This window comes from Chryseobacterium sp. KMC2 (assembly GCF_016756935.1).
In the GTDB taxonomy this organism is placed as follows: domain Bacteria; phylum Bacteroidota; class Bacteroidia; order Flavobacteriales; family Weeksellaceae; genus Chryseobacterium; species Chryseobacterium rhizosphaerae.
Genome location: NZ_JAESIT010000016.1, coordinates 86,241 through 112,851, shown reverse-complemented (window position 1 = coordinate 112,851; position 26,611 = coordinate 86,241). Strand labels below are relative to the sequence as shown.

General features: G+C 37.0%; 17 protein-coding genes, 1 pseudogene and 1 riboswitch. Of the genes and pseudogenes, 14 read left to right on the top strand and 4 right to left on the bottom strand.

Translation table 11 applies throughout. The annotated features are described in order from the left end of the window. Positions 1–536 (top strand): annotated as a pseudogene (thiH, locus tag JML65_RS17820) (2-iminoacetate synthase ThiH); the annotation flags it as partial. A gap of 25 nt (positions 537–561) precedes the next feature. Continuing rightward, positions 562–1,272, top strand: a complete 711-nt coding sequence (locus JML65_RS17815; protein WP_202271609.1) for a HesA/MoeB/ThiF family protein — start codon at positions 562–564, stop codon at positions 1,270–1,272. Between the two features lie 168 nt (positions 1,273–1,440). Here the strand turns inward: JML65_RS17815 and JML65_RS17810 are convergent, their stop codons facing one another. Next, positions 1,441–3,657 (bottom strand): outer membrane beta-barrel family protein, encoded by a 2,217-nt coding sequence (locus JML65_RS17810; protein ID WP_202271608.1) that lies wholly within the window; start codon positions 3,655–3,657, stop codon positions 1,441–1,443. A 120-nt stretch (positions 3,658–3,777) separates the two neighbouring features. Then, a riboswitch (SAM-I-IV-variant riboswitch) is annotated at positions 3,778–3,875 on the top strand. A 291-nt stretch (positions 3,876–4,166) separates the two neighbouring features. Between JML65_RS17810 and JML65_RS17805 the strand changes: the two genes are divergently transcribed. Continuing rightward, positions 4,167–6,911 carry a TonB-dependent receptor plug domain-containing protein gene (locus JML65_RS17805; protein ID WP_202271607.1) on the top strand — a complete coding sequence of 915 codons (2,745 nt, stop codon included), beginning with the start codon at positions 4,167–4,169 and terminating at the stop codon, positions 6,909–6,911. Positions 6,912–6,978: 67 nt separating this feature from the next. Here JML65_RS17805 and JML65_RS17800 read toward each other — a convergent pair whose 3' ends face one another. Continuing rightward, the gene (locus tag JML65_RS17800) at positions 6,979–9,102 is read right to left on the bottom strand and encodes an outer membrane beta-barrel family protein (protein WP_202271606.1); all 2,124 of its coding nucleotides are present in this window, start codon (positions 9,100–9,102) and stop codon (positions 6,979–6,981) included. A gap of 177 nt (positions 9,103–9,279) precedes the next feature. On the opposite strand from JML65_RS17800, the gene JML65_RS17795 reads away from it, so the two are divergent. After that, complete coding sequence (locus JML65_RS17795) at positions 9,280–10,308, top strand: sensor histidine kinase (protein ID WP_202271605.1); 1,029 nt, start codon at positions 9,280–9,282, stop codon at positions 10,306–10,308. Then, positions 10,295–10,972, top strand: a complete 678-nt coding sequence (locus tag JML65_RS17790) for a LytR/AlgR family response regulator transcription factor (protein WP_202271604.1) — start codon at positions 10,295–10,297, stop codon at positions 10,970–10,972. Before JML65_RS17795 ends, JML65_RS17790 begins: the two co-directional genes overlap by 14 nt. 50 nt (positions 10,973–11,022) lie before the next feature. Here the strand turns inward: JML65_RS17790 and JML65_RS17785 are convergent, their stop codons facing one another. Then, positions 11,023–13,290: an aconitate hydratase gene (locus tag JML65_RS17785; protein WP_047492335.1), complete on the bottom strand. Its 2,268-nt coding sequence runs from the start codon at positions 13,288–13,290 to the stop codon at positions 11,023–11,025. A 310-nt stretch (positions 13,291–13,600) separates the two neighbouring features. After that, complete coding sequence (locus tag JML65_RS17780; protein WP_202271603.1) at positions 13,601–16,381, bottom strand: bifunctional aconitate hydratase 2/2-methylisocitrate dehydratase; 2,781 nt, start codon at positions 16,379–16,381, stop codon at positions 13,601–13,603. Between the two features lie 302 nt (positions 16,382–16,683). Between JML65_RS17780 and JML65_RS17775 the strand changes: the two genes are divergently transcribed. The 9 genes from JML65_RS17775 (at position 16,684) to JML65_RS17735 (ending at position 26,461) form a co-directional block, all read left to right on the top strand. Further along, positions 16,684–17,454, top strand: coding sequence for a WG repeat-containing protein (locus tag JML65_RS17775; protein ID WP_237390927.1), 771 nt, complete (start codon positions 16,684–16,686; stop codon positions 17,452–17,454). Positions 17,455–17,719: 265 nt separating this feature from the next. Continuing rightward, positions 17,720–19,855, top strand: coding sequence for a TonB-dependent receptor (locus tag JML65_RS17770; RefSeq protein ID WP_202271601.1), 2,136 nt, complete (start codon positions 17,720–17,722; stop codon positions 19,853–19,855). Between the two features lie 230 nt (positions 19,856–20,085). Then, positions 20,086–20,838 (top strand): hypothetical protein, encoded by a 753-nt coding sequence (locus JML65_RS17765; RefSeq protein WP_047492347.1) that lies wholly within the window; start codon positions 20,086–20,088, stop codon positions 20,836–20,838. Further along, complete coding sequence (locus JML65_RS17760; protein WP_047492349.1) at positions 20,826–21,368, top strand: acyl-CoA thioesterase; 543 nt, start codon at positions 20,826–20,828, stop codon at positions 21,366–21,368. Before JML65_RS17765 ends, JML65_RS17760 begins: the two co-directional genes overlap by 13 nt. 84 nt (positions 21,369–21,452) lie before the next feature. After that, positions 21,453–21,833, top strand: a complete 381-nt coding sequence (locus tag JML65_RS17755) for a GxxExxY protein (protein ID WP_202271613.1) — start codon at positions 21,453–21,455, stop codon at positions 21,831–21,833. A 46-nt stretch (positions 21,834–21,879) separates the two neighbouring features. Then, positions 21,880–22,809, top strand: a complete 930-nt coding sequence (locus JML65_RS17750) for a 2-hydroxyacid dehydrogenase (protein ID WP_202271600.1) — start codon at positions 21,880–21,882, stop codon at positions 22,807–22,809. Positions 22,810–22,937: 128 nt separating this feature from the next. Further along, positions 22,938–24,200, top strand: a complete 1,263-nt coding sequence (locus JML65_RS17745; RefSeq protein ID WP_115919322.1) for a serine hydrolase domain-containing protein — start codon at positions 22,938–22,940, stop codon at positions 24,198–24,200. A 25-nt stretch (positions 24,201–24,225) separates the two neighbouring features. Beyond that, a complete protein-coding gene (locus tag JML65_RS17740) occupies positions 24,226–25,998 on the top strand; it encodes an Ig-like domain-containing protein (RefSeq protein ID WP_202271599.1) in 1,773 nt (590 codons plus the stop codon). Positions 25,999–26,002: 4 nt separating this feature from the next. After that, positions 26,003–26,461 (top strand): heme-binding domain-containing protein, encoded by a 459-nt coding sequence (locus tag JML65_RS17735; RefSeq protein ID WP_202271598.1) that lies wholly within the window; start codon positions 26,003–26,005, stop codon positions 26,459–26,461. Positions 26,462–26,611: the final 150 nt, after the last annotated feature.

Here is a 26,611-nt window from a genome sequence, read left to right as displayed (position 1 = left end):
CGAAAGGAAAGAAATCCAATTTTGATTTTCGCCTGGATACCCCGGATAGAATAGGGAGGTCAGGTATTCATAAAATAGGACTGGGAGTTCTGCTAGGGCTGGAAGATTGGCGGGTAGACAGTTTTTTCAATGCATTGCACATAGATTATCTTCAGAAGCAATACTGGAAAAGTAAATTTTCAGTTTCATTTCCCAGACTGAGACCCGCAGAGGGAATTATTGAACCCAATTTTATAATGGAAGATAAAGATCTGCTTCAACTGATCTGTGCCTACAGAATATGGAATGAAGACCTTGAAATCTCAATCTCTACCAGGGAAAATGAAGTTTTCAGAAATAATATTGTGTCTCTGGGGGCTACCGCGATGAGTGCAGGATCCAAAACCAATCCCGGAGGATATTCTGTGGACAAAGAATCTTTGGAACAGTTTGAAACCAGTGATGAACGAAGTATGGAGGAGATCAGGAATATGATTAGAAAATCAGGCTATGATCCTGTCATGAAAGACTGGGATTCCATATATAGCGGTGTTTAAATGGTAAATATGTTAATGACCAACGATGAAAAACGAAGATACATTTGCGAGGTATAGCCGTCAGATCTTTATTGAGGAAATAGGACTGGAAGGACAGAAGAAAATAATGGCTTCAAAAGTTCTTGTCATAGGAGCGGGAGGCCTGGGAAGTCCCATTATCCAATATTTGGCCGCCGCTGGAGTAGGTAGTTTAGCTGTGATGGATTTTGATCATCTGGAGCTTCATAACCTAAACCGGCAGGTAATCCATAATGAAAATAATATGGGAATGCCTAAAGTAAAAAGTGCAGAAATATTTGTGAAAAACCTCAATCATCAGGTAGCGTTTATTGGGATCAACGAGAAAATTAATGCTTCAAATGCAGAACATATGCTGTCCCAATATGATGTAGTAGTAGATGGTTCCGATAATTTCTCAACAAGATATCTGGTGAATGATACCTGTGCAAAGCTGGAAAAAACATTGGTCTATGGAAGTATACTTGGCTTCTCAGGACAGCTGGCGGTATTCAATCATAAAGGAAGCAAAAACCTGCGCGACCTGTTTCCGGAACCTCCTTTTGATGAAGATATGCCGGATTGTGACAGCCTTGGAGTATTGGGTGCTTTACCGGGAATCGTTGGAAGTATGATGGCTCTTCAGGTTCTGAAAATAATCAGCGGGCTTCCCGTGAATCTGAACCAGCTAACACTCATTGATACATTGGATTGGAGGTTTCAAACATTGGATTTTTAGGAATAGGTCTTAGCTCATTGATCAATAAAATATCATTTCCATTGGCTTCATTCTAAACTTAGATTTCCACAAATCTTGCAGATACCTGTTGTATCACGTAAAAAGCGAAAAGTAGATAAAAAAAAGACAGTGAAATAATCACTGTCTTTTAATTTTTAACAAATTTATTTATTGTCCCTGCTGCATGACACCGGTATCTTCTTTTTTAGTTTGGTTTAAGATATTGGGATCTTCTTTTGCCAGTTTGTTTCTGGTAGGAATTTTATAATTGATTGAAAAACCGAAGTTTCTTGAATCATATTTAGATCGTATCATAACCCTTTCTCCTTCAGGTGGGCTGGAATAAGCCTGCATCACCTGGCTGTTGAAAATATCATTAGCAAATACGGAAACCGTAAGGCGCTTGTCCAAAAACTTTTTAGTCAGTGTAATATTAAGGGAGTTATTGAACGGTTTATCTGCTGTAAAATAGAAATATCCTCCTTTGGGTGTTAAATAGCTGTAATTAACATTCATATTGATTTCCTTAGGAAGGATAATTTGAGTCATCACATTAAAAATCCAGAACCCTTTATTGTTGAGGTTTTCAATGTCATGTTTCTGATATCCTGCATACAGATACATGAAGTTGATTTTATCAGGATTAAAATTAAACTTCATGATTTCACTTATCGGTTTGCTGAATATCATAAAAGGAATAGGAAGACCTACATTGAAATTGTGGATTTTCATATTAGAAATATTAATCTGCTCATTGTACAGATTTTTACCGTCTTTTCTGATAATCTGTGCAACCTGGTTGCTTGCCGAACTTACACTATAGCCGATAAATGCATAATCAAAAGCAGAAACCTTAAGCTCATAGTTATCAAAAATGGTCGGCTGAAGATTCGGGTTACCGGTTATTTGGGTATTGGGACCTGCAAATGTGGTATTGTTGGGGTTAAGAGCAGAAATACTCGGTAAACTGATTTTTCTGTTATAGTTTGCCGCAACATACACCTGATTCATCATGCTATACTGAATGCTGGCATTTGGGAAAAACTTAAACTTATTAAAAGGAATTAAATCATCCTGAACAAGTTTTTTATCTTTGTTAATGTATCTTGTTACTCCGGAAATATCATAGTTTTCAGCACGTCCTCCTAATGTAAAATCAAACTTCTTAAGTTTTGCCTGAAATTCTAAATAGGTAGATGCGGTTTGTCTTTGATATTCTAAATTGGTCAACCCAAAGCTTTTAGTATCATAATCCTGTCTTTCATATAACCCTCCTGCACTTAACTTTCCACCATCAAGAAGTTTAATGGGTTGTGAGTAATCAACTTTGAAGTTGGCTATTCTCATATCCGATTTGTTGTTGAGAATATCATTCCCTCCTGCATAGGCAAAAGGTTTCCCATTTTCTGTATAAAAACCTTCCCGAAAGAAATTATCCTGAGAAAACTTGGTATCAGACTTTGTATAGCCAAACTGAAAATCCAGCTTTTGGGACTTGTCTGCAAAACGCTTTTGATAGGTCACCACAGCTTCTTGTCTCAGGCTGTTGGTACGTGCTGCATCAAAAGCATCAAATTTAGCTTCTTTATAAACATCAGGATCCTGGCTGACAAGGAGATCAGCAAGACCATTACTTAGAGTATAGTTATCATTATTATTGTGGTAAATGTCGTAGTTAAGCAATAATCTGTCCTGCCCAAGCTCAAAGGTTACCCCTGATTTTGCAAAATATCCACGGGCATATCGGTCCGTATTTCCAGACAGAAGGTTGTCCTGCTGAGTATTAAGCATACTTTCACGATAGTTTTGGCCAACATTAAGCTGCCATCCGAAGAGTTTATTTCTGGCGTTGAGGTTAATTGAGTTAGTTACCCTGTTTCTATACTTATCATAGTTTGTGAACGTATAATTTCCGGAATAAGTAGCTGTTAAGTATTTATTGGCATTTTTATTCGTAACAATATTCATGATGGCTCCTCCGGAGGTTGCCGGAAATTCTGCGCCCGGTTGGGTAATCACTTCAATTTTCTCTACAGAATTGGCAGGCATGCCTTCAAGAAATGAGTTTAATTCATTAGAAGTAATGTTTAAAGGTCTTCCGTTAAGATAAACATCCAGCATTTTTCCCTGATACATCATTCCCGCGATGTCTGTGGCTACAAGTCCCGGAAGTTTTTTAATCCCTTCCAACACATTCCCATTGTTGAGCTGAGGCTGTTCAGAGAAATCAAAAACAGTACGGTCTGCTTTTTGTTCAACTGCTTTTTTAGTTTTGGTGATCACTACACCGTCAATTTGTTTTTCTTTAGGCTGGTTATTATTTTTTTCCTGAGAAAAAATAAAAACTGAGCTTACAAGTGATAAAGCGAATACAGTTTTTTTCATAATGTTTTTTACTACTATTCCGTTAGACGCTCAAAAGGAGAATTTGTTACGATAAAATGATGGAAATTAATTTTTTATGTCAAATATTTTTTTATTTCTGAAATAATTATATCTTTGCCAGGTAATTATCAAGAATCTCTAGATGGGATAGCAACCTGCAAAAACAAGCAAGGTGCTGCAATCGATAAGCCGGATCTTCCGGAAAAAATGTTTATCATTCTATCATTTCTCCCATCTTGAATTTTTGTTTTAAAGTTAAAATCAATGTTTAAAGACACGGGAAATCTCATTACACATGTCAATTTTTATTCCTCAGATCATGAAGGCGGACTTCATTATTCTGATATGTTCTCATGCCATTTCTACATGGGCATGCGTTGTTGTTTCTAGCCTTTTCCATTTCTAAAAAATAATACCAACATTTCAAACATTTATGCTAACCTTAAAATTTAAGGTTACAGGATTTGTAGTGCTTAAAAGTAAATCCTCACAACAAAAAAATAAAACACATGTATCATTTCAATAAAAAAATCCTTATCACTTCAGCTGCCTTTATTACAACATTTTATTACGCGCAGTCTGATACAGTACAGTCCAAAAAAATAGACGATGTGGTCATCCTGGGATCGCGAGGTTCCGGAAGATCATTAACTGATACTCCGGTTCCGGTAGATATCATTAATATTTCAAAAATTCTAAAACAAAGTCCTGTCAATAATATCAGCCAGGCTTTAAACTATATCGTTCCCTCATTTTCATCTACTTCACACACCGTTAATGATGGTACTGATTTCGTAGATCCTGCCCTTTTAAGAGGCTTGGGTCCGGATCAGGTTTTGGTGTTGCTCAACGGAAAAAGACGATATCAGTCTTCTTTGATTAATGTAACACTTACTCCGGGAAGAGGTTCTGTAGGAACCGACCTTAATGCAATTCCTGCTTTTGCTTTAGATAAGATAGAGGTGTTAAGGGATGGCGCTTCCGCTCAATATGGATCTGATGCCATTGCCGGTGTTGTTAACCTGGGGCTGAAAAAAAGATTGGGACTTTCCGGACAGGTATTTTTAGGAGGATATGCTTCACCTGTTGCTAATAATTTTTCGGGAGGAGTTGACGGGCAGACCATTTCTGTGGATCTTAATTACGGAGCAAAAATCGGAAAAGCCGGTTTTTTTAATATTACAACCTCTGCACAATACCGCGATCCTTATTCCAGAGCCGGTGTTCGGGAAGGAGACATTTTCAATGCTTACAACGCTGTCAATTACAGAGCTTTGCAGGATGGTGTTAATATTGATGGGCTGTATAAGAATATCAAAAACACGTCCAATACCCAGCAGATCATCAGTACCATTAAACAATATGCAACAAAAGTAGATTATTTCTCCTCCGGTTTTCAGTCTCAGATTTCCAATGCAAACAGTATTTCTGACCTTCAGGGGCTATTAGGCGGTGATTTTACCAGTCAGGAGCTTGCTTACAGGGGACTGGAAAGAAAAGACTTCAGTCTTAGAGCCGGGCAGTCTAAATTACAGTCGGCACAGCTTTTCTTTAATTCTGAAATACCGGTTAATGACGATTGGAAAGTCTATTCTTTTGGGGGATACAGCTACCGTCTTGGAAATGCTGGCGGTTTTTATCGCCTTCCAAATAACGAAAGAAACATCAATGCGGTTACTCCTAATGGATATCTGCCTCAGATTGAAGCGACAGTGAATGATTATTCCCTTGCAGCAGGAATTAAAGGAAAATGGAGTGGCTGGAACGTAGATTTCAGTAATACATTTGGGAAAAATGCCTTTAGCTTTGGTGTTGTGAATACCTTTAATGCCTCTCTGACAGACCATTCTCCAAGAAGTTTTGAAGCTGGAGGATCTGAGTTTTCACAGAACACGGTCAATCTTGATTTTTCAAAGAAATATAATGTATTGCATGGTCTTAACCTCGCGTTTGGAGGGGAATACAGATATGAAAACTACAAAGTAAACGTCGGAAAGGAAAACTCTTATGCTTCTTATGATATTTTTGGGAATGTGGTTACTGCCAATACACCTGAAAATGAAAAAGTAACAGACTTTTTTGGAAATATAAGACCGGCAGGAGCTCAGGTTTTTCCTGGTTTCAGTCCTGAAAATGCTGTTTCCGGAAGTCGGAATAGTGTAGCGGCCTACGCTGATGTGGAGCTTGAAGTAACAGACAGATGGTTACTCGAAGGTGCTCTGCGCTATGAAAACTATTCAGACTTTGGATCTACATTTAATTATAAGCTGGCAACAAATGTAAAACTGGCACCCAATTTCAATTGGAGAGGTGCCGTGTCTACAGGATTTAGAGCACCTTCTTTAGCTCAGATTTATTATAGTTCTACTTCCACATTGATTCAGCAAGGAAAAACAACACAGGTAGGTACTTTCAGGAATAATTCTGAGGCAGCACAGGCTCTTGGTATTCCAAAATTAAAGCAGGAAACATCACAATCCTACAGTACGGGAATTACATGGAGAATTCCGGCATTAAGCCTGGCATTCACAGCCGATGTATATTATATAAAAATAAAAGACAGGGTAGTCCTTACAGACCTTTTCTTCCGTCCTAATGGCAGTTTTACCCCAGGTTCAGATCAGGCAGTTCTTCAGGATGCTTTCGATGTGGCAAGAGCAAGCGCTGCTAATTTTTTTGCCAATGCTGTGGATTCCCAGACAAAAGGACTGGATATTACAGTTTCTCAGACTTCGAAAATTTCATCAGGTGTTTCCCTGGAAAATAATTTGGGCATCAACCTGAACCAAACCAAAAGAATTGGAGATATCCACGCATCCCCGAAATTAGTAAGCCAGATAGATAATTATTTTTCTGAGCCGAACAGAGTCTATTTCGAAGAGGCTGTACCCCGGATAAAAGCAACATTATCCAACACCCTGAAATTATCAGACTTTAGCCTTGTACTTCGAAATTCTTTTTTCGGTAAAGTGACAGATGCAGATGTTGTGGATGCCAATTTTGATGGCATCACAGAAAGCGGGGAGCATTTTGTATTAAATAGCCGCTTTGTGACGGATCTTTCGGTGGGGTATGATTTTAATAAGAATATTTCAGCAACCGTTGGAAGTAATAATCTCTTCAATATACTTCCTTCCAAAAGCCCTAATATAAGCTCATTAACGGCAGATAATCAGTTTGTCTATTCCAGACAGGTTTCTCAGTATGGTATCGGAGGACGCTTTGTGTTTGCGAGAGTAGAATTTAAATTTTAGGCAGAAGGCAGCAAAAAGCAGAGACTTAATCTCTGCTTTTTTTGTTTGAATAAACAGGCGGATTTTATTATTGTGCCCGGTTTTTTTCTTCAAAATTAATTTTTCTCTCCTCATTTTTCAGCTTCTGGTTGCCGAAATTATAGGTGATACTTAAGGTCAGCCTTCTGGCGTCCCAATAATTATTGAAAGACTGTGTATTATCGGAGAAATACATATTGGCTTTATATCCGGATTGTTTAAAGATATCACTTACCGAAAGGTTAATCTGCAATGCTTTTTCTGCAAAGCTCATTTTTATTCCGGCATCAGCACTGGCCCTGTTTCTGACGGACATATACCCATCCCTTGATGGAAGATTATGCCAGTAATTTAAAAACAGAAAAAACGTTTTGGCTTTATTGAGTCTGAAAGTATTGTTGGTAGAATAATAGAAGGCTTGCCCACTTTTAGGGACGGCATTGAATTGGGTAATCTGGGTTTCATTACAGCTGAAGGATGCAGAAAGATTGCTTTCCCAGATTTTGAAAAAAATATCTGTATAGTTAAGATTGATCCCATAATTGTTTTGATTGTAATAATTTTGATAGGTACTGGTTAGCTGGATTCCATCTAAAAATGTGATCTGGTCAAAATTATTCAAGGTTCTCTGGTAGTAGAGATTAGCTGAGAATTTATTTTTAAAGATATAATTGAATTCAATATTATGGTTGAATGAAGGCTGGAGGCTCGGATTTCCGGTATAATAAGTATTTGGATTGGAGTACCAGCGGAAAGGATCTAAAGCTCGGAAATAAGGGCGGTTAATCCTTTTGGAATAGGTAAGACTGAATTGATGGTTAGCATCAGCCTTATAAGAAATATAGGCAGTGGGAAATAGTTTTCCATACCTATTGTCAGACTGAGACTCTGTGGTGGGTGAAAATCCTTTTGTGTCGGTATATTCGTAACGCAGGCCTATTTTTGCAGACCATTTTTCACCAAAATCTTTACTGGCACTGAAGTAACCTGCATAATTTTTTTCATTATAATTAAAAAGATTGCTTTTTTTCGGGTTAATGGTATAATTTCCACTGATCATATTATAATACTCAATAGCTGAGTTGTTCGAAAACTGGCTGTACTTGGTACCGGCTTCAACTTGAATGGTTTTAAGATTTAAAGTCAAATCAGCCTGTCCGGAATAGATTTTATAGTCCACCGAAGATAGATTTCTGACCATTTGTTCTGAATGATCTGCCATATTTATGGTTTTAAAATTGACCTGAGTATCCGGAAGGTTTCCATAATAATTAGCTCCAAAACTCAGCTTATGATCTCCTAGCTTTTGATCAAAATAAAGGTTCAGCATTTGGGAAGTAAAATCAGAACGGTGTTTAGAATCAGTTTGGGTCTGGAAGTTTAGAGTGTCGTCGGTAAAGTAGTTTTGCCCCGAATGAATATCCATATTGGAGTGTCCTTTCAACATATCATAAACCATTCCTATATTGGATTTTTCGGATAATGAGTAATCCAGTGTCGCATTAAACCCAAGTCCATCATTCATATCCCTTCTGTCATCTCTGTTAACCGAAGAACTTTTTCCCATAACCTGATAATTTTCTACAGAACGTTTTTCTTCATCAAATCCCTGTAGTTTTATTGCTGCTTTTAATTTTTCATTCTGATAATTAACCCCTGCCACACTCCCAAATCCGGCATAGGTTTTTTGTTTATAATACGTGGTCAGATAACCGTTCCAACCAAGAAGTTGATTTTTTTTTAAAACAATATTAATAATCCCGCTATTTCCCTGAGCTTCATACTTTGAGGGCGGAGTAGTGATGACTTCAATTTTCAGGATGTTCTCAGAACGTAAGTTTCTTAAGTAATTGATGAGCTCGGTACCGGAAAGGTTAAGCATTCGGTCATTAACCATAACAGAGACTCCATTTTTGCCGGCAATAGAAAGAAGACCTTTATCTTCATCCACTTTAAGAAAAGGAGTTCCTGCTAATACTTCTGTTCCTGAGCTTCCCTGGGATAGCATAGAGTTCTGAACATTATAGACAAGACGATCTACTTTACGTTCTACCAAATTTTTTTTAGCGTTTACCGTAACCGTTTCGATCTTTTTTACCATTGCAGAGTCTTTAGTCTGCCCTACCGCAAAAGAATAAAATAACACTGAGATATAGAAAATAGTTCTTTTCATTGTATGTAAGAGAGGTTTTATTACAGCTCTGGGACAAAGGTATAAGGTGGATATTCTTGTAAAAACAGGGATTAGACGAAGGCTTGTTTCATGGGTGTGAAAATAGTTTTATCGGAAAAAAAGAGCCTTTCATCGAAAACTGTAGATAAATTCCTTGGCGGAGCTTTATATTTGAGTATGAAAAAACAGCAAATTATCTGGCTTCAGATTATCTATTGGAGTTTTGATTTTTTTGGAACGGTTATTACTCCTAATTTCTTTTTCCCGGAGAGAAGCAGCTATGAAGTAAGTATTCTCAGGATTACTTTTTTTATGGTAAAGATTCTGAGTTTCTATATTTCATATATATTTATTTTCCCAAAGTTCTTCAAGCTGGATAAGCTTTACTCAGCTGTAATAGTTTTTGTATTGACTCTTCTTTGCTTTGCAGGACTGCGTTATATTCTTGAAGAAATAATTTTGCAGGAGATCGTTGGGTTTCGAAACTATGGTGAAGGAACAGGACTTACATACTATTTTTTTGATAATATTTATAGCAGCTCTCTCACCACTTTCATAGCAGGAATTTTATGGATATTAGAGAAATACGGGGTGGCTGAAAATGATAAAAAACGACTCCTGATAGAGAAAAAACAAGCAGAACTTCAGGCATTGAAAACACAGATCAATCCCCACTTTATTTTTAATTCTTTAAATAACATTTACTCCCTTGTTTATCAGAATTCAGATAAATCATTACCCGCAATTGAAAAGCTGAGTGAGCTGCTCAGATACAGTACGAAAGATCTTGAAAAAGATGTGATCAGCCTGGATAAAGAAATTGGGTATATTGAGAGCTTGATCGGGCTCGAAGAACTGAGAATAAAAAACGCTGAAATGCTGATTTTCGAAAAAGATATCACCCATCCAAAACTCAATATTTCTCCTATGCTCTTGGTTCCATTTGTAGAAAATGCTTTTAAACATGGTGACTTCAGGGATAAAGGTTTTGTTCTGAAAGTTTCCGATAAAAACCGAAGCCTTCATTTTTCTCTTCACAATTTTAAAAATCAAAAGATGAAAGATACAGCGTCTGGGATAGGTATTGAGAATGTGAAAAAGAGACTGGAAATTCTTTATCCTCAGAAATATGAACTGAATATAAAAGACTCAGAAACAGAATTTATAGTAGATTTAAAGATTGATTTACGAGATGAATACAATTAAATGCGTCGTTGTAGATGATGAGCCCCTGGCCATATCTCTCCTTGAAAACTATATCCGGAAGATTCCTTTTTTTGAACTGGTATTTTCTACCGAGAATCCTATATTGGCTTTAGAATATATTAAAGATAATGATTCTGACCTTATTTTTTTAGATATCCAGATGCCGGAGCTTACAGGGATTAATTTCATGAAAATTGTGGGAGCCAGGCAAAAGTATATTTTAACTACTGCTTATTCGGAATATGCACTGGAAGGATACGAGCATAATATAATTGATTATCTGCTGAAGCCTGTTTCTTTTGACCGGTTTCAAAAAAGTGCCCTAAAAGCCAGAGAACGTTTCTCGGTTAATGAGGAAACAGATTCCCATTTCTTTGTCAAGTCTTCCGGACAGCAACATCGTTTGCTCTTTAATGATATTCTTTATATTGAGAGCATTAAAGACTATGTAAATATCAGGACAGAGGATGAAGAATATATCGTTCTTGATACGCTTAAATCAATGGAAAATCAACTTCCTGATCAATTTATACGCATTCACAAGTCCTTTATCATAAATCTGGATAAAATAAAAAGCATAGGAGCAAAAAAGGTGATGCTTTCCAAGCAGGAAATTCCAATTGGAGATATCTACCGAACTAACCTTTTGGATAAACTGAAATAAAAAGACGGCTTCAACAGAAGCCGTCTTTTATATTAATCTAACAAGTAATCTTAATTTTCCTGTTGCTTAATCAGGTTCAGTGCAGAACCAGCCTTAAACCACTCGATTTGTTGATCATTGTATGTATGGTTGGCCATAATAATATCTTTAGTTCCGTTAGCATGAACGAATTCTAACGTCAATTGCTTTCCTGGAGCAAACTGGTCAAGATCTAAGAAATTAACTGTATCATCTTCTAAGATTTTGTCATAATCAGCCTCATTAGCGAAAGTTAATCCAAGCATACCTTGTTTCTTAAGGTTGGTCTCGTGGATTCTCGCGAATGATTTTACCAGTACGGCTTTTACACCCAGGTGTCTAGGCTCCATGGCAGCATGTTCTCTTGAAGAACCTTCACCATAGTTTTGATCCCCTACAACAATAGTAGGAATACCTGCTGCTTTATAAGCTCTTTGTACAGCCGGAACTTCACCATATTCACCGGTGATTTCGTTTTTCACGTGGTTCGTTTCCATGTTGTAAGCATTTACAGCTCCAATCAACATGTTATTTGAAATATTGTCAAGATGACCTCTGTATTTCAACCATGGTCCAGCCATAGAAATATGGTCGGTAGTACATTTTCCGAAAGCTTTGATCAATACCTTAGCCCCTTCAATATTTTTACCGTCCCAGGCAGGGAATTCTTCCAATAGCTGAAGTCTGTCTGAAGTAGGGCTTACATTGACCACAATACCGGATCCATCTGCTGATGGAGCCTGATAGCCATTGTCATCTACTGCAAATCCTCTTGCAGGAAGCTCAGAACCTTTAGGTTCATCAAGTTTTACCTGCTCACCGGCTTCGTTGGTTAACGTATCAGAAATTGGGTTGAAGTCTAATCTACCGGATATTGCTACAGCAGCTACCATTTCTGGAGAAGCTACAAAAGCGTGAGTATTTGGGTTACCGTCAGCTCTCTTTGCAAAGTTTCTGTTGAAAGAATGGATGATAGAGTTTTTCTCACCTTTATCAGCTCCTTCTCTGTCCCATTGTCCGATACATGGTCCACAGGCATTCGTGAAAATCCTTGCGTTTTCAAATTTTCTGAAAGAATCTAAGAAACCGTCTCTTTCAGCAGTAAATTTCACCTGCTCAGAACCTGGGTTGATCCCTAAAATAGCCTTAGGTTTTACACCTTTTGCTACCGCATCTTCAACGATAGAAGCAGCTCTTGATAAATCTTCATAAGAAGAGTTGGTACAAGAACCGATAAGAGCCCATTCCACTTCTATTGGCCATCCGTTTGCTTCAGCTTTAGCTCTGAATTCAGCAACCGGAGTTGCTAGGTCCGGAGTGAAAGGTCCGTTTAAATGAGGTGTTAATTCAGAAAGGTTAATTTCTATTAATTGATCAAAATATTGTTCTGGGTTTGCATATACTTCAGCATCACCTGTTAAATGTTCCGCAATTTTATCAGCTGCATCTACAACGTCCTGTCTTCCTGTTGCAGTCAGATATCTTCTCATAGAATCATCATATCCGAAAGTAGAAGTTGTAGCGCCGATTTCAGCACCCATGTTACAGATAGTACCTTTCCCTGTTGCAGAAAGAGATTCTGCACCTTCGCCGAAATATTCTACAATACATCCTGTTCCTCCTTTTACAGTAAGGATTCCGGCTACTTTCAGGATCACATCTTTTGCAGAAGTCCATCCAGACATTTTACCCGTCAGTTTTACCCCGATAAGTTTAGGCATTTTAAGTTCCCATGCCATTCCCGCCATTACATCTACTGCGTCAGCTCCTCCTACACCGATGGCTACCATTCCAAGACCTCCTGCATTTACGGTGTGTGAATCTGTTCCGATCATCATCCCTCCCGGGAAAGCATAATTTTCCAATACCACCTGGTGGATAATACCAGCTCCGGGCTTCCAGAAACCAATTCCGTATTTATCACATACAGAACTTAAGAAGTTGAATACTTCAGAGTTTTTGTTGATTCCTTCCTGCAAATCTTTATCAGCACCTACTTTCGCCTGAATAAGGTGATCTGCATGAGCCGTTGACGGGACAGCTACTTTCGCTTTTCCTGCCTGCATGAATTGCAAAAGTGCCATCTGTGCAGTTGCATCCTGCATGGCTACTCTATCTGGTGCAAAGTCTACATAAGAGTTTCCTCTTTCATGTGCCTGTGTAGCATTTCCTTCCCAAAGGTGGGTGTAAAGGATTTTTTCTGAAAGGGTAAGAGGTTTTCCCACGATCTGTCTTGCTGCTGCAATTCTTTCAGGGTAACGCTCGTACACTTTTTTGATCATATCAATATCAAAAGTCATATCTAAATTTAGTTTTTGTTCTTTTTCTGTTAATGTTTCTTTCTCTGATTTTGAGAGATAAAAACCGTTCTACAAACACATCAAAAAATGTTCCTATAATCTATAAATGAGCATACTTTTGATGATAAATCAAGAGATTTTATAACTTTCAATTTAAGAAAAAATAGAATTTATTTTGTTGATTTTCTTGAAAAAAAATTGTATTACCCTTAAAATGGAAGTATTCTAAACAAAAAATTGAAAGATTTTAAATCCTTACAGGACCAAAATCTTTCAATTATATAATTTTTAAAGCTATTGTTATACTTTATTAATGACCTACCTGAACCAACTCCTTGATTGGAGGGGTAAACTTAGTAAGATCAATACCTTCAACGGCTGCTTTATATTCATCTATATTAGGAATACGTCCGATAATAGCTGAAAGAACAACAACCGGAGTGGATGCAAGTAATGATTCTCCTTTTTTACGTTCAGAATCTTCAACCACTCTTCCCTGGAAAAGACGGGTTGACGTTGCCAATACAGTATCTCCTTTAGCGGCTTTTTCCTGGTTACCCATACAAAGGTTACATCCAGGACGCTCAAGATACATTACGTTTTTGTATTCCGTACGAGCTTCACCTTTAGGAGCTTTATCATCAAATTCAAAGGCAGAATATTTTTCTAACAATTCCCAGTCTCCTTCTGCTTTTAATTCATCGATGATGTTGTAAGTAGGTGCTGCCACTACAAGAGGAGCATTAAATTCTACTTTACCTTGTTGTTTTTCAATATTTCTAAGCATTTGAGAAACAATTTTCAAATCTCCTTTGTGAACCATACATGATCCCACAAAACCTAGATCTACTTTTTTCTCACCTCCATAATAAGAAAGGTCTCTAATGGTATCGTGAGTATATCGCTTGGAAACATCATCATTGTTTACATCCGGGTCAGCGATCATTGGTTCAACGATTACATCAAGATCAACCACCACTTCAGCATAATATTTAGCATTTGCATCAGGAGTTAAAGCTGGCTTTTCACCAGATCTGATCTCTGCAATTCTCTTATCAGCTTTATTAATTAATCCCTGAAGAACTTGGTTATGATTGTCCATACCTTTATCAATCATGATCTGGATTCTGCCTTTTGCAATTTCCAATGATTCGATTAGGGTATTGTCTTCAGAAATGTTGATAGAAGCTTTTGCTTTCATCTCTGCAGTCCAGTCTGTAAATGTAAATGCCTGGTCAGCAGGAAGCGTTCCGATGTGAACCTCAATGATTCTACCCTGGAATACATTTTCACCTCCAAACTGCTTAAGCATTTGAGCCTGAGTTGCATGAACAACATCACGGAAATCCATATGCTCTTTCATGTCTCCTTTGAAAGTTACCTTTACAGATTCAGGAATTGGCATAGATGCTTCTCCGGTAGCCAGTGCAAGAGCTACTGTTCCTGAGTCAGCTCCAAAAGCAACACCTTTGGACATTCTTGTGTGAGAATCCCCACCAATAATGATTGCCCATTCGTCTACTGTAATATCGTTAAGAACTTTGTGAATTACGTCGGTCATAGCATGGTATTCCCCTTTAGGGTCACGGGCTGTGATCAATCCGAATTCGTTCATGAATTTCATTAGTTTCGGGATATTTGCCTGTGCTTTTTTATCCCATACTGAAGCTGTGTGACATCCTGATTGGTATGCACCGTCAACAATTGGAGAAATTACTGTAGCCGCCATAGATTCAAGCTCCTGAGAAGTCATAAGACCTGTTGTATCCTGAGATCCAACGATATTAACTTCTACACGAACGTCTGAACCAGCGTGTAGTACTTTTCCAGGTGTTGTTCCTACAGCATTTCTGTTGAAAATCTTTTCTACAGCTGTAAGACCTTGTCCTTCGTGAGAAATTTCTTTTGACGGAGCAAAAACAACCGGAGCTTCAACTCCTAAAAGCTGTGCTGCGAATGTCTGTAATTTTTTACCAAATACGATAGCGTAAGATCCTCCAGCCTTAATGAATTCCATTTTCTGAGGAGTCAATGCCTTAGAAATGTCAATCAGCTCCTGATCTCCGTTATATAATTTTTTCTCTTTTATATTAATCGTAAGTACAGTTCCTGTAGCAACAGAGTAAGCCTCTTCAAGGATAGGCTCCCCATTTTCATTACGAATCGGGTTTCCTTCTGCATCCAGTTTTTTCACCCAGTTTTTAAGGTCGATACCAATACCACCGGTAACATCAACTGTGGTAAGGAAAATAGGAGAAATTCCGTTTGTTCCTCCAACAATAGGAGCGATATTTACAAATGGAACATAGGGACTTGCTTGTTTTCCTGTCCAAAGAGCTACGTTGTTTACTCCGGACATTCTCGATGACCCTACACCCATTGTTCCTTTTTCAGCAATAAGCATAACGCTTGCGTCAGGATGTTTAGCCTGTAGAGCCTTGATTTCTTCCTGAGCCTGAGGCGTGATCATACACTTACCATGAAGTTCACGGTCTGATCTGGAGTGCGCCTGATTTCCCGGAGATAATAAATCCGTTGAAATGTCACCCTCACCGGCAATAAATGTTACCACTTTAATTTCATCAGCTACTTCCGGAAGTTTAGTGAAAAACTCAGCCTGTGCATAGCTTTCCAGGATTTCTTTGGCGATTTCGTTGCCACTGTTGAATGCTTCTTTCAGACGGTTAGTATCCGCTTCATAAAGGTAGACTTGCGTCTTAAGAACCTTAGCCGCTTCTTTGGCAATAGCGGCATCATTACCTAAGGCAAGATCAAGTAATACTTCAATAGAAGGACCTCCTTTCATATGAGATAACAATTCAAAGGCGTAAGCCGGTGATATTTCTTCTACTACGGATTCACCTAGAATGATTTCCTTTAAAAATTTTGCTTTAACACCTGCTGCACTTGTTGTTCCAGGTAAAGTGTTGTAAATGAAAAATTTAAGAGAATCTGTTCGATCTGCATTACCTGAATCTTTAATCTGTGCAATGATTTCGCTTAGTAATTCAGCACCATCAATTGGCTTTGGATGAAGCCCCTGGTTTTTTCTTTCTTCAATCTCTTTGATGTAATCCTTATAAATATTCATAATAGAAGTCTTTCTCTTTTAAAGGTAGATATATGAAACAGTTGTTAGTACTGTCACTTCTTTTTACCGGTCTTTATAAATAACATTTTGAGTTCCCGCATTTTGAGTGTACGGTATGATCCGGAGAAAAGTAAGTATAATCTACAATTTTTTTAAAGTTTTAAAATTATCAAACAATTCAAAATGTTCCCCAAAATTACGAAATTTTACTATTTTATGGGAATGAAATTATTTAGATTCTTTATAAATATGAATTTGATAAATTCTATATTTGGCCGTAATTTTGCAGACAAATGACGAATATGAAAAATATCCTGAATGTTTTGTGCGTTTTTATTTCGATTTTCATTTTCTCACAGACTAAATCTGTGAAGAAAGTGCCGGTTAAAAATGTTGCGAAAACCACGGTAAAGAAAGGGAGTACAGTATCTAAACCTAATTCTGATCTGGTAGTTATTAATGAGAACCTGCCTCTTCTTATTCCTAAAAAGAAAGAAGATAAGTTTGGATATGTCAACCAAAAAGGGAAATTTATTATCCAGCCGGAATATCATATTGCTGTATTTTTTTATGAGGATTGTAATCTTTTGAACTCCCCGAATGAAAAAATCAGGAAATTCGGGACAAAAAACTATGCCACAGTAGAAAAAGATATGATTTCTTACCGGGTTGATATAAAAGGAAAAAGAGTCTATCAGTTCAAAGATGCAGATCTTGGAAAATGTAAGTTTGGAGACTACAAGCAGCAGCTATTTCAGGCCTATGTTCTGAATGGATTTTACGGGATCATTGAAAAATCAAAATTCGTCAATGCGGCAGATTACAGAGATTATCAGATTTACCCTCAATATCAATACCTGTACATCATGGAGGGTGATGATGTAGCAGACCCCATGATTGTGGCTTCCCAGAATGATAAATTTGGTGTGATAGATGTAAATAATAAAGTGATTGTTCCTTTCGAATATTCCAATATAAAAAGAAATTTCAGCTGGAAGCTGGGTAAAATGTTTGAAGTAACCAAAGACGGCAAAGAATATTACTATATTGACGCAAATAACAAAACCTACTAGAGATGAGCCATGACACATTACTTGCTGATCACCCCTATTTTGTAAAATAAAAAACTTAGTATCCCGCCACCAGACCCCATTCCTACATCTCATATATTTTTTGTAATTTCGCGGCTGAAATAAAGGGGTGCTTTAACAGGCTGAGATTATACCCAATGAACCTGGAACAGGTAATGCTGTTTAGGGACACACCGACTGTTGTAAGTCGAAATGTATAATATCTTATCGATCCCCTTTTATTCATTAAATGTTAAAGATTTATAGAATGAAAGGATTATTTTTTTTAGGGCTTACCGTAGGCTCAGCAGCCTTTATGCAGGCTCAAAATAAAGACTCTCTTACAACAAGGGAGATTGAAGGGGTTAGCTTTACCAAAAGACTTCCGGTTGCAAAGGAAATTATTAATGTCCAGAAAGACTTAGACGGGAAAAACCTGGGGCAGGATCTTCCTATGCTTTTAAAAAATCAAACTTCTGTTATTTCGACTTCAGATGCTGGTAACGGTGTAGGCTATACTGGCCTTAGAATTCGTGGAGTAGCAGGAAGAGGGATTAATATCATGATGAATGGTGTTCCTTTTAACGATTCAGAAAGTCAGGGTGCATTTTTTGTGAATGTTCCGGATTTAACGAGTTCTGCGTCACAGATTGTTATTCAGAGAGGGGTAGGAACTTCCAATAATGGAGTTTCATCATTTGGAGCCAGTATCAACGTGATCTCAAAAGATCCGGAAGAGAAGTTTTATATTAAAACAGATGATAGCTATGGTTCGTTCAACACCTATAAATATTCAGCTGAGGTTGGAACCGGAAAGTTCTGGAAAGACAGGCTTTCTGTGATGGGAAGATATTCTCATATCCATTCTGACGGATATATTGACAGAGCTTCAGCGAATCTGGATTCTTATAATTTTACCGCCTTATTTGAAGAAGGTAAAACAAGATTACGATTGATGGCTTTCGGAGGTAAGGAAAGAACTTATCAGGCCTGGAATGGTATTGATAGAGAAACCTGGGAAACTAATCCAAAGTACAATAGCTCAGGGGGATATAAAGACCTTTTTACCGGAGAAAAGAAATTTTATGATGGTGAAACGGATAACTACCGCCAAAATCATTATCAGTTTCTGTGGGAGCAGAAGTTTAATGATATCTGGAGTTTAGAAACGACTTTGCATTATACCAGAGGAAAAGGATATTACGAAAATTATAAAAGAGTAAACGAAGGAGATAAGGAATCTACTCATTATGCCGACTATAATCTGGAAGTTCCTATCGTCAACGGGGTAGCTGTTGAAAAAACTGACTTTATCAGAAAAAAATGGTTGGATAATCATTTCTATGGTTTGGTTTCTACATTGTATGGGAAGTTTGAAAATATTGATCTTAACTTCGGAGTTGTGGCGAACCAATATTATGGGAAGCACTATGGAACGGTAACGGGAGTTTATTTTCCACAGATTAATGATTATGAGTATTACAGAGGTCGTTCCGTGAAAAATGAAGCAGCAGGATTTGCAAAAGCTTTATTAAAAGTAGAGGATTTCGAATTCTTTGGAGATTTACAGCTGAGAAGTATTCATTATGATACAAAAATTATCCTTAGCGGTGATGGAGAAGGAGGGAATATAAAGAAAAACTGGTTGTTTTTTAACCCTAAGGCTGGGGTAAATTATAAAATAGGAAACGGAAAAATATTCCTGTCCTACGCCCATGCCCATCGGGAGCCTAACAGGGACGACCTGCTTGCGGATCAAAATGTGAAAGCTGAAAAACTTCACGATATTGAAGCTGGTCTGGAAAAACAGTTTGGATTTTTATCATTGACAGCCAACTTATATTATATGTATTATGTCAATCAACTGGTTTTAAATGGAGAGCTTAATAACGTAGGAGCATTTATCAGAACAAACTCCGGAAAAAGTTACAGAAGGGGAATTGAGCTTGGTGCTTTGGCAAAACTGTCAAAACAATGGGAGATCTCAGGGAATGTAAGCTTGAGCCAGAACAGAAATCAGGATTTTAATATTAAAAATGAAGGGGTGCTTAAAAACCTTGGAAATACACAAATTTCCTTTTCTCCGGATGTAGTGGCTAACCTAGGATTGAAATTCAGCCCATCCAAGAGCTTCCAGTTTGCTTTAATGAATCAGTATGTGGGAAAACAGTATCTGGATAACACCGAAGATAAAAACTTACAGCTTAAAGATTATCTGCTGACAGATTTTAATGCGGAATACCAGTTTAAAATTGCTAATAATGACATTGCATTGAAATTATTGGTCAATAACCTGTTTAATAAAAAATATGTCAATAACGGCTCTGTGTATGAAGGAACACCTTATTATTTTTCACAGGCGGGAACAAATTTTATGTTTGGAATCAGCTGGAAAATTCAATAATTTGTAAAGGAGTTATGATAAAAAAAGTATAGAATCAAATAGTGATTTATATTGATCATGTAATTGATTTTGAATCTTAATACTATTTACCTTTTTATAGTTAAAGGGGATTATAGGTAACATTATCGCTATTTTAATAGATAATAAGCAAAAGACTGTTTTGGCAGTCTTTTTTTATATAAGATTAAATGTCTTAAAAAGTCATGAAAAAGTTATAAATTTGCTGCCAAATGAATATTTCAGCATATATTTTAGAATACTTGAAACAATTTGGAACTGCTACAGTTCCAGGCTTTGGCGTGTTTTCCCTGAAAAATTCTAAGGCCATTATTAATTCTGAAAACGGAAGTATTCTTCCGCCAGCCAGTCAGATTGATTTTACCATAGATTATGAAGTACAATCTGAAGAATTAACTGCTTTTATAGCCGGACAAAAACAGATGTCGCTGGAGGCTTCCCGAAGCGATCTGAAGATACAGACTGATTTTTGGAAGAAAAAGCTACAGGCAGAACAGATTCTTGAAATTCAAAATCTTGGAAACATCTTCATTGAAGAAGGGCATACCCATTTCAAAGGAAAAAGAATAGAATCAGGACATCCCGATTTCTATGGGTTAGAAGAAATACGATTTTCAGATATCAATAATGGAGAGAAAGTTCATGCTTCAGAAAACAGGGAAAAGGATTATAAATTCAAGAAAACAATCCTATGGACTTTTTTGCTGATTATTCCGGTGGCAGGAATCCTATACCTGGCCTATGCTAAACAGGAGTTTATTTTTGGAAAGAAATCCTTTAATAATGTTTCCGTACAGACTTCTACCCATAGAATTGTGAAAGATACGGTAAAAGTAGTGGCCCATACACCGGACATGACCGTTTCAGATTCTCTGAAAAAAGATTCATTAGTAAAACCTGCCGTAAAAGGAACAAAACCTGCTCCGGCTGCCCGAAACAACACTAAGACTAGATGGCAAAAATAAAAAAAGCGTCAGAATCTCTGACCATTATGACTAACATTGTTCTTCCGAACGAAACAAATTCTTTAAGAAACCTTTTTGGTGGTGAGCTTTTAGCAAAAATGGACCGTTGTGCGTCTATCTCAGCAGCAAGACACTGTGAAAGAAGAGTGGTAACAGCTTCTGTAAACCATGTTTCCTTTAATCACCCAATTCCGGAAGGTGGAGTAGTAGTGCTGGAGTCTAAAGTTTCCAGAGCATTTTCCACGTCTATGGAAGTATATGTCGATGTATGGTTGGATGACCCTATCAACCAGAAGAAGATTCATACCAATGCAGGTATTTATACCTTCGTTGCTGTAGATGAATTTAACCGTCCTATTCCTATCCCGGAGATGGTTCCGGAAACAGAGGAGGAAAAAGAAAGATTTGCTGCAGCATTCCGTAGAAAAGAACTTTCTTTAATTCTATCCGGAAGAATGAAACCTCTGGAATCTGTGGAACTTAAAAAGTTATTTCAGGAGCCACAAGAGCCAAAGAAGGACAAAAAATAAATAAAACACCAATATCACAAATGCCCGGCACAAATTCTCACAAATGATTGGTGTCGGTTAAGATGAAAAATAGTACAAATGGATATTTCTGAAAATGATATATCAAGAATTGTTTACGAAGCAGGATATCTGGTTCATAAAACACTAGGCCCCGGACTTTTAGAAAGTGCATATGAAGAATGTATGTTTTATGAACTGAATAAGTATAATCTTCTTGTGGAAAAACAAAAGCCAATGCCTTTGATTTATGATGAGGTAAAATTGGATGTAGGCTATAGACTCGATTTTCTGATAGAGAAAAAATTTGTGTTAGAAATAAAGTCGGTAGAAACCTTAAATGATGTTCATTTGGCTCAAATACTTACCTATCTTCGGCTGAGTAACTGTAAACTTGGAATGTTGATTAACTTTAATACTCTTCAATTTAAAAACGGAGTAAGAAGAGTGATCAATGGTACATTATAATCTGTGTTATTTGTGAAAAATAATTTGTGTCATTCGTGTTTAAGCTATGAAAATACTTCTTTTAGATAAAAATCACCCTCTTATTACCGAACAGCTTCTGGCAAAAAACTTTATATTGGAAGAAGATTTTACTTCTTCTTATGATGAGGTTTGTCATAAAATTGAACATTATGATGGTATTATCATCAGAAGCAGAATTCCATTAGACAAAAATTTCCTTGAGAAAGGTAAGAACCTGAAGTTTATTGCAAGAGTAGGAGCCGGAATGGAGAATATTGATATTCCTGTTGCTGAAGCATTGGGAATTCAGCTGATCAACTCTCCTGAAGGAAATAGAGATTCTGTTGCAGAACATGTAGTAGGAATGCTGCTGGTTATAATGAACAGATTGTTTATTGCTTCTCAGGAAGTAAAGAACGGTGTCTGGAAACGTGAAGAGAACAGAGGTGATGAATTGCTGGGGAAAACAGTAGGTCTTATAGGATACGGAAATATGGGAAAAGCTACAGCCAAAAGATTCTCAGGTTTTGGTTGTAAAGTGATTTTTCATGATATCCTTCCTGGGCTTTCTGACGAATTTGCTACACAGGTCACTTTAGAAGAACTTAAGCAGTCTGCGGATATTTTAAGTCTTCATATTCCTCTCACTCTACAGACTCATTATCTGATTGATGAAGCCTTTATTGCTGAGATGAAAAATGAGTTTTATTTTGTGAATACCGCAAGAGGAAAGAATGTAAAGACTAAAAGCTTAGTAGAAGCTTTGAAATCCGGAAAAATAAAAGGAACCTGCCTGGATGTGCTGGAATATGAAAAATCTTCTTTTGAAAATATAGAAACGGAAAATGAAGATTTAAAATTTCTTCTCGAATCAGAAAAGGCTATTGTAACTCCTCATATTGCCGGCTGGACTCATCAGAGTAAAGAAAAACTGGCACAATTCATTGTAGATAAAATAATAGCCTCTTTTGGCTAGCAAAATAAAGAATCAGTAAATTTTCCTATTTGCTGATTCTTTCGTTTATGTTAAATAATTCATAATATCACTCTATATTTATTATTTTTTTTTGAGTTTTATTAAATTGCCGCTCATTTTTGAATCTCATGAAGACGCGTAATTTTGTATTTATTTTAACTGTTCTTTTATCCCTATTTTCCTGTAAAAAAAAGTCTGAAGCCCAAGAAACTTCAGCGGAAAATACGACGAATCTCCCTAACTACGGAAATGTAGATCTTGGGAAAATTTTTACCCAAACAGACAACCAGGTTTTAGATAAACCAACCACGATAAATTATATAGATCAGTATTACAAAAAGATATGGGATGGAGGAGATCTTAGTGGCGGAATACTTGTGGCAAAAGGCGACGAGATTTTATACGAAAATTACAGAGGTTTCGGAAGAGAAGGAAACCAGATGCCTATAGATAAAAATACACCTTTGCATGTTGCATCAGTATCAAAAACATTAACGGCAATGGCGATGATGAAGTTGGTGGAAGCGGGGAAAATAAAGCTTTCAGACCATCTGAGCCAATATTTTCCAGGATTTCCATATCCTAATGTTACTATTCAAACCCTACTGGATCAAAGAAGTGGACTTCCTAAGTACGAATATTTTATTACCAAAATACAGCCTGCACCGGCTGAACTTTCCAAACCTTTTATTACCAATCAGGATGTTCTGAATATGATCATCAAGTACAAACCGGATCTGGCAAGAGATACAGATACAGGATTCATGTATTGTAATACGAATTTTGCTTTATTGGCTTTGTTGATTGAAAAAGTGACGAAAACTCCGTTTCCTCAGGCTATGAAAGAAATGGTGTTTACGCCGTTGAAAATGACCAATTCTTATATTTTCCAGGAAAAAGATATTCCTACGGCGGCACAGTCTTTCTACTATGGAGGGAGTAAGCTATATCCTTTAGATAGGTTGGATCTTATTTACGGAGACAAAAATGTATATACTACACCAAGAGATTTATATAACTTCTCAAAAGCCATGTTCTCAAAAGATTTCCTAAAGCCTGAGCTGATGCAGATGGTATTTACCCCGTACAGCAATGAAAAATCGGGAATGAATAACTACGGATTAGGGTTTAGGATGAAAATTTTTGACAACGGTGAAAAACTAACCTATCATAATGGGTGGTGGCATGGCAGCAATTCCGTATTTGCTCACCTTCTGAAGTCTAAAGTTACTATTGTAGCCATTGGTAATAAATATTCAAATAAAGTATATACAGCGCTTGCATTGTCCGGATTATTTGAGGATTTCCCTTTACAGAAAGATAAGCTTCACTCGGTAATGAACGACAATAAAGATACTTTGAATTCAGGACATGAAGTTTTTGGAGAATAATGTTTACTTTTGCTTAAACATTTTCATGAAAAGGTTTCTTCTATTATTCGTTATCTGTTTTCTTGTTCATTCGTGTGCAAGAGTAGGCTCTCCTGTTGGAGGTCCGAAAGATACTTTGGCCCCTAGATTTTTAAGTTCAAATATTGATACCACAAGAATCAATGTGAAAAAAGATATTCACGAGCTCCGCCTGGATTTTGATGAGTATGTAACCTTGAAAGATATCAATAAGAATCTGATCATTTCGCCACCTATCAAGAATATAAAGCGAATTCTTCCTTCCAATATTGCCAATAAATTTGTTCTGATCCAATGGACAGATACTTTACAGGCCAATACCACATATAATTTCAATTTTGGAAATTCAATTGTAGATAATAATGAATCCAATCCACTTCGGTATTTTAATTTTGCTTTTTCCACGGGCGACAAATTGGATGATTTGTATGTAAGTGGTGAAATTAAAGATGCTTTAGACATCAAAAAGAAAACAGGAAGTACTGAAAACAAATTGGTGGTCGGGCTTTATCAGGTGAAAGATACCATGAATTATAAGCAAAAACCGTACTATATCACCAAAGTGGACGATGATGGATATTATGAGATGAATTACCTTTCTCCGGGGAAATATAAGATTATAGCCTTTGCAGATGAGAATGGAAATTCTGTGTATGATCCGGGAAAAGAGAAAATAGGGTTTCAGAAAGAAACTGTAGATGTTGAAAAATCTGTTTCAGGATTAAACTTAAAAGTATATCCTTCTAAAAAGCCATTGAAATATTCTGAAATGAAGGAGGTTCCGGGAGGAATTCTTATGATATTTGATGGGCATCCGGATGATGTGAAAGTAACATCGCTGAATGATAAACTTAAAGATATAAAAGTAACACACAGTCCAAAATCAGATTCTGTGAAGATTTGGTTTGATGCTGTGAAAAATAATGTAGGACAGGAAACAACAGAAAAACTGATGTTTACGCATGATAAAGGTCCGAAAAAGGACAGCGCCTATACGGTTTCCTTATTTTACAAATACAATAAGAAAAATGTAATGGATCTCAACAGTGATAACGGAGGAGGTTCATTAGCTCCAAAAACTGACTTCAAAATTTCCTCCAATTATATCATTGACAAGATTGACCCGGCAAAGTGGATACTGAAAAGTGATAGCTTAACTACTCAGGAATTTACAGCCAAAATCTCCGAAACCAATCCGTATCAGATATTGATTCAGTCTGACTTTGTGAGCGGAAAAAAATATCAGCTTACGGTTCCAAAAGAAACCGTATCATCGTTCTATGCTAAAAATACACAGTCAAAACGTTTTGATTTTGATGTTGCTAAGGTAGACCAGTTTGGTAGCCTGGAATTTAATATTCTGAACGCACCATCTTCCAGCTATTGGATTCAGCTTCTTGACTCTTCTGAAAAAGTAGTCTACCAGAGATATACCAAAGGAGATAAAGTGAAATTTGATATTCTGAAACCTGATGAATATATTGTAAGAATATTGGTAGACAACAATGAAAATAAATATTGGGATGAAGCCGATTTTGCTACCGAAACCTTTGCCGAAGATGCCTATATTTTCTATAAAAAAGTTGTGATAAGAGGACTGTGGGAAACAAGAGAAGAATGGGACCTGAAAGATACCAGAACGCTTGATAATCCTAAAGGAGCTGTGTCTCCTGCTGTACCTGCAGCTACGCCTGAAGCTGACGAAAAGAAGGAAGCGGTAGAGCAGAACGTAAAAAAAGAAATTAAATCTGAGAATGCCGTTCTAACTCCGGTAAAGTAAACGTATGAAAATCGCAAAAAAAATAGTTTTTTGGAGTTTGGTGGCCTTTGCCCTGGTTCAGTTTATTCCTATTGACAGAGTAAACAAACCGGTAGATTCAAAAGTAAACTTTGTAGATGCGAGGAAAGCTCCGGAAAAGATTCGAACATTACTTAAGGGAGCATGCTACGATTGTCATTCCAACGAAACCATATATCCTAAATATGCTTATATAGCCCCTGTTTCATGGTCTGTAAAAAGCCATGTAAATGAAGGTCGTCAGCATCTTAATTTTTCTGTTTGGGGTACCTATAATAAGGAATTAAAAGAGAATATGCTTGACAGGTCTATTGAGGCTCTTAAACATAAAACAATGCCGATGCCTGGTTATATTGTGTACCATAAAGAAGCTAATCTTTCGGAAGCAGAAAGATCACTATTGATTCAGTACTTTGAAGAAATGCTGAAGACTAAAACGTATTGATTTTAAGAGAAAATTTCGATATTTCTTCCCTGTTTTTTCTGTTGAAAACAAATGAGAATCACTTTCAGGAACGAAGCAGACTGTAAAAGTAATCCTCTGCACGAGATCCGAAAAGTCTGTAAGAACATAAAAAAACTCCCGCAGATTTTA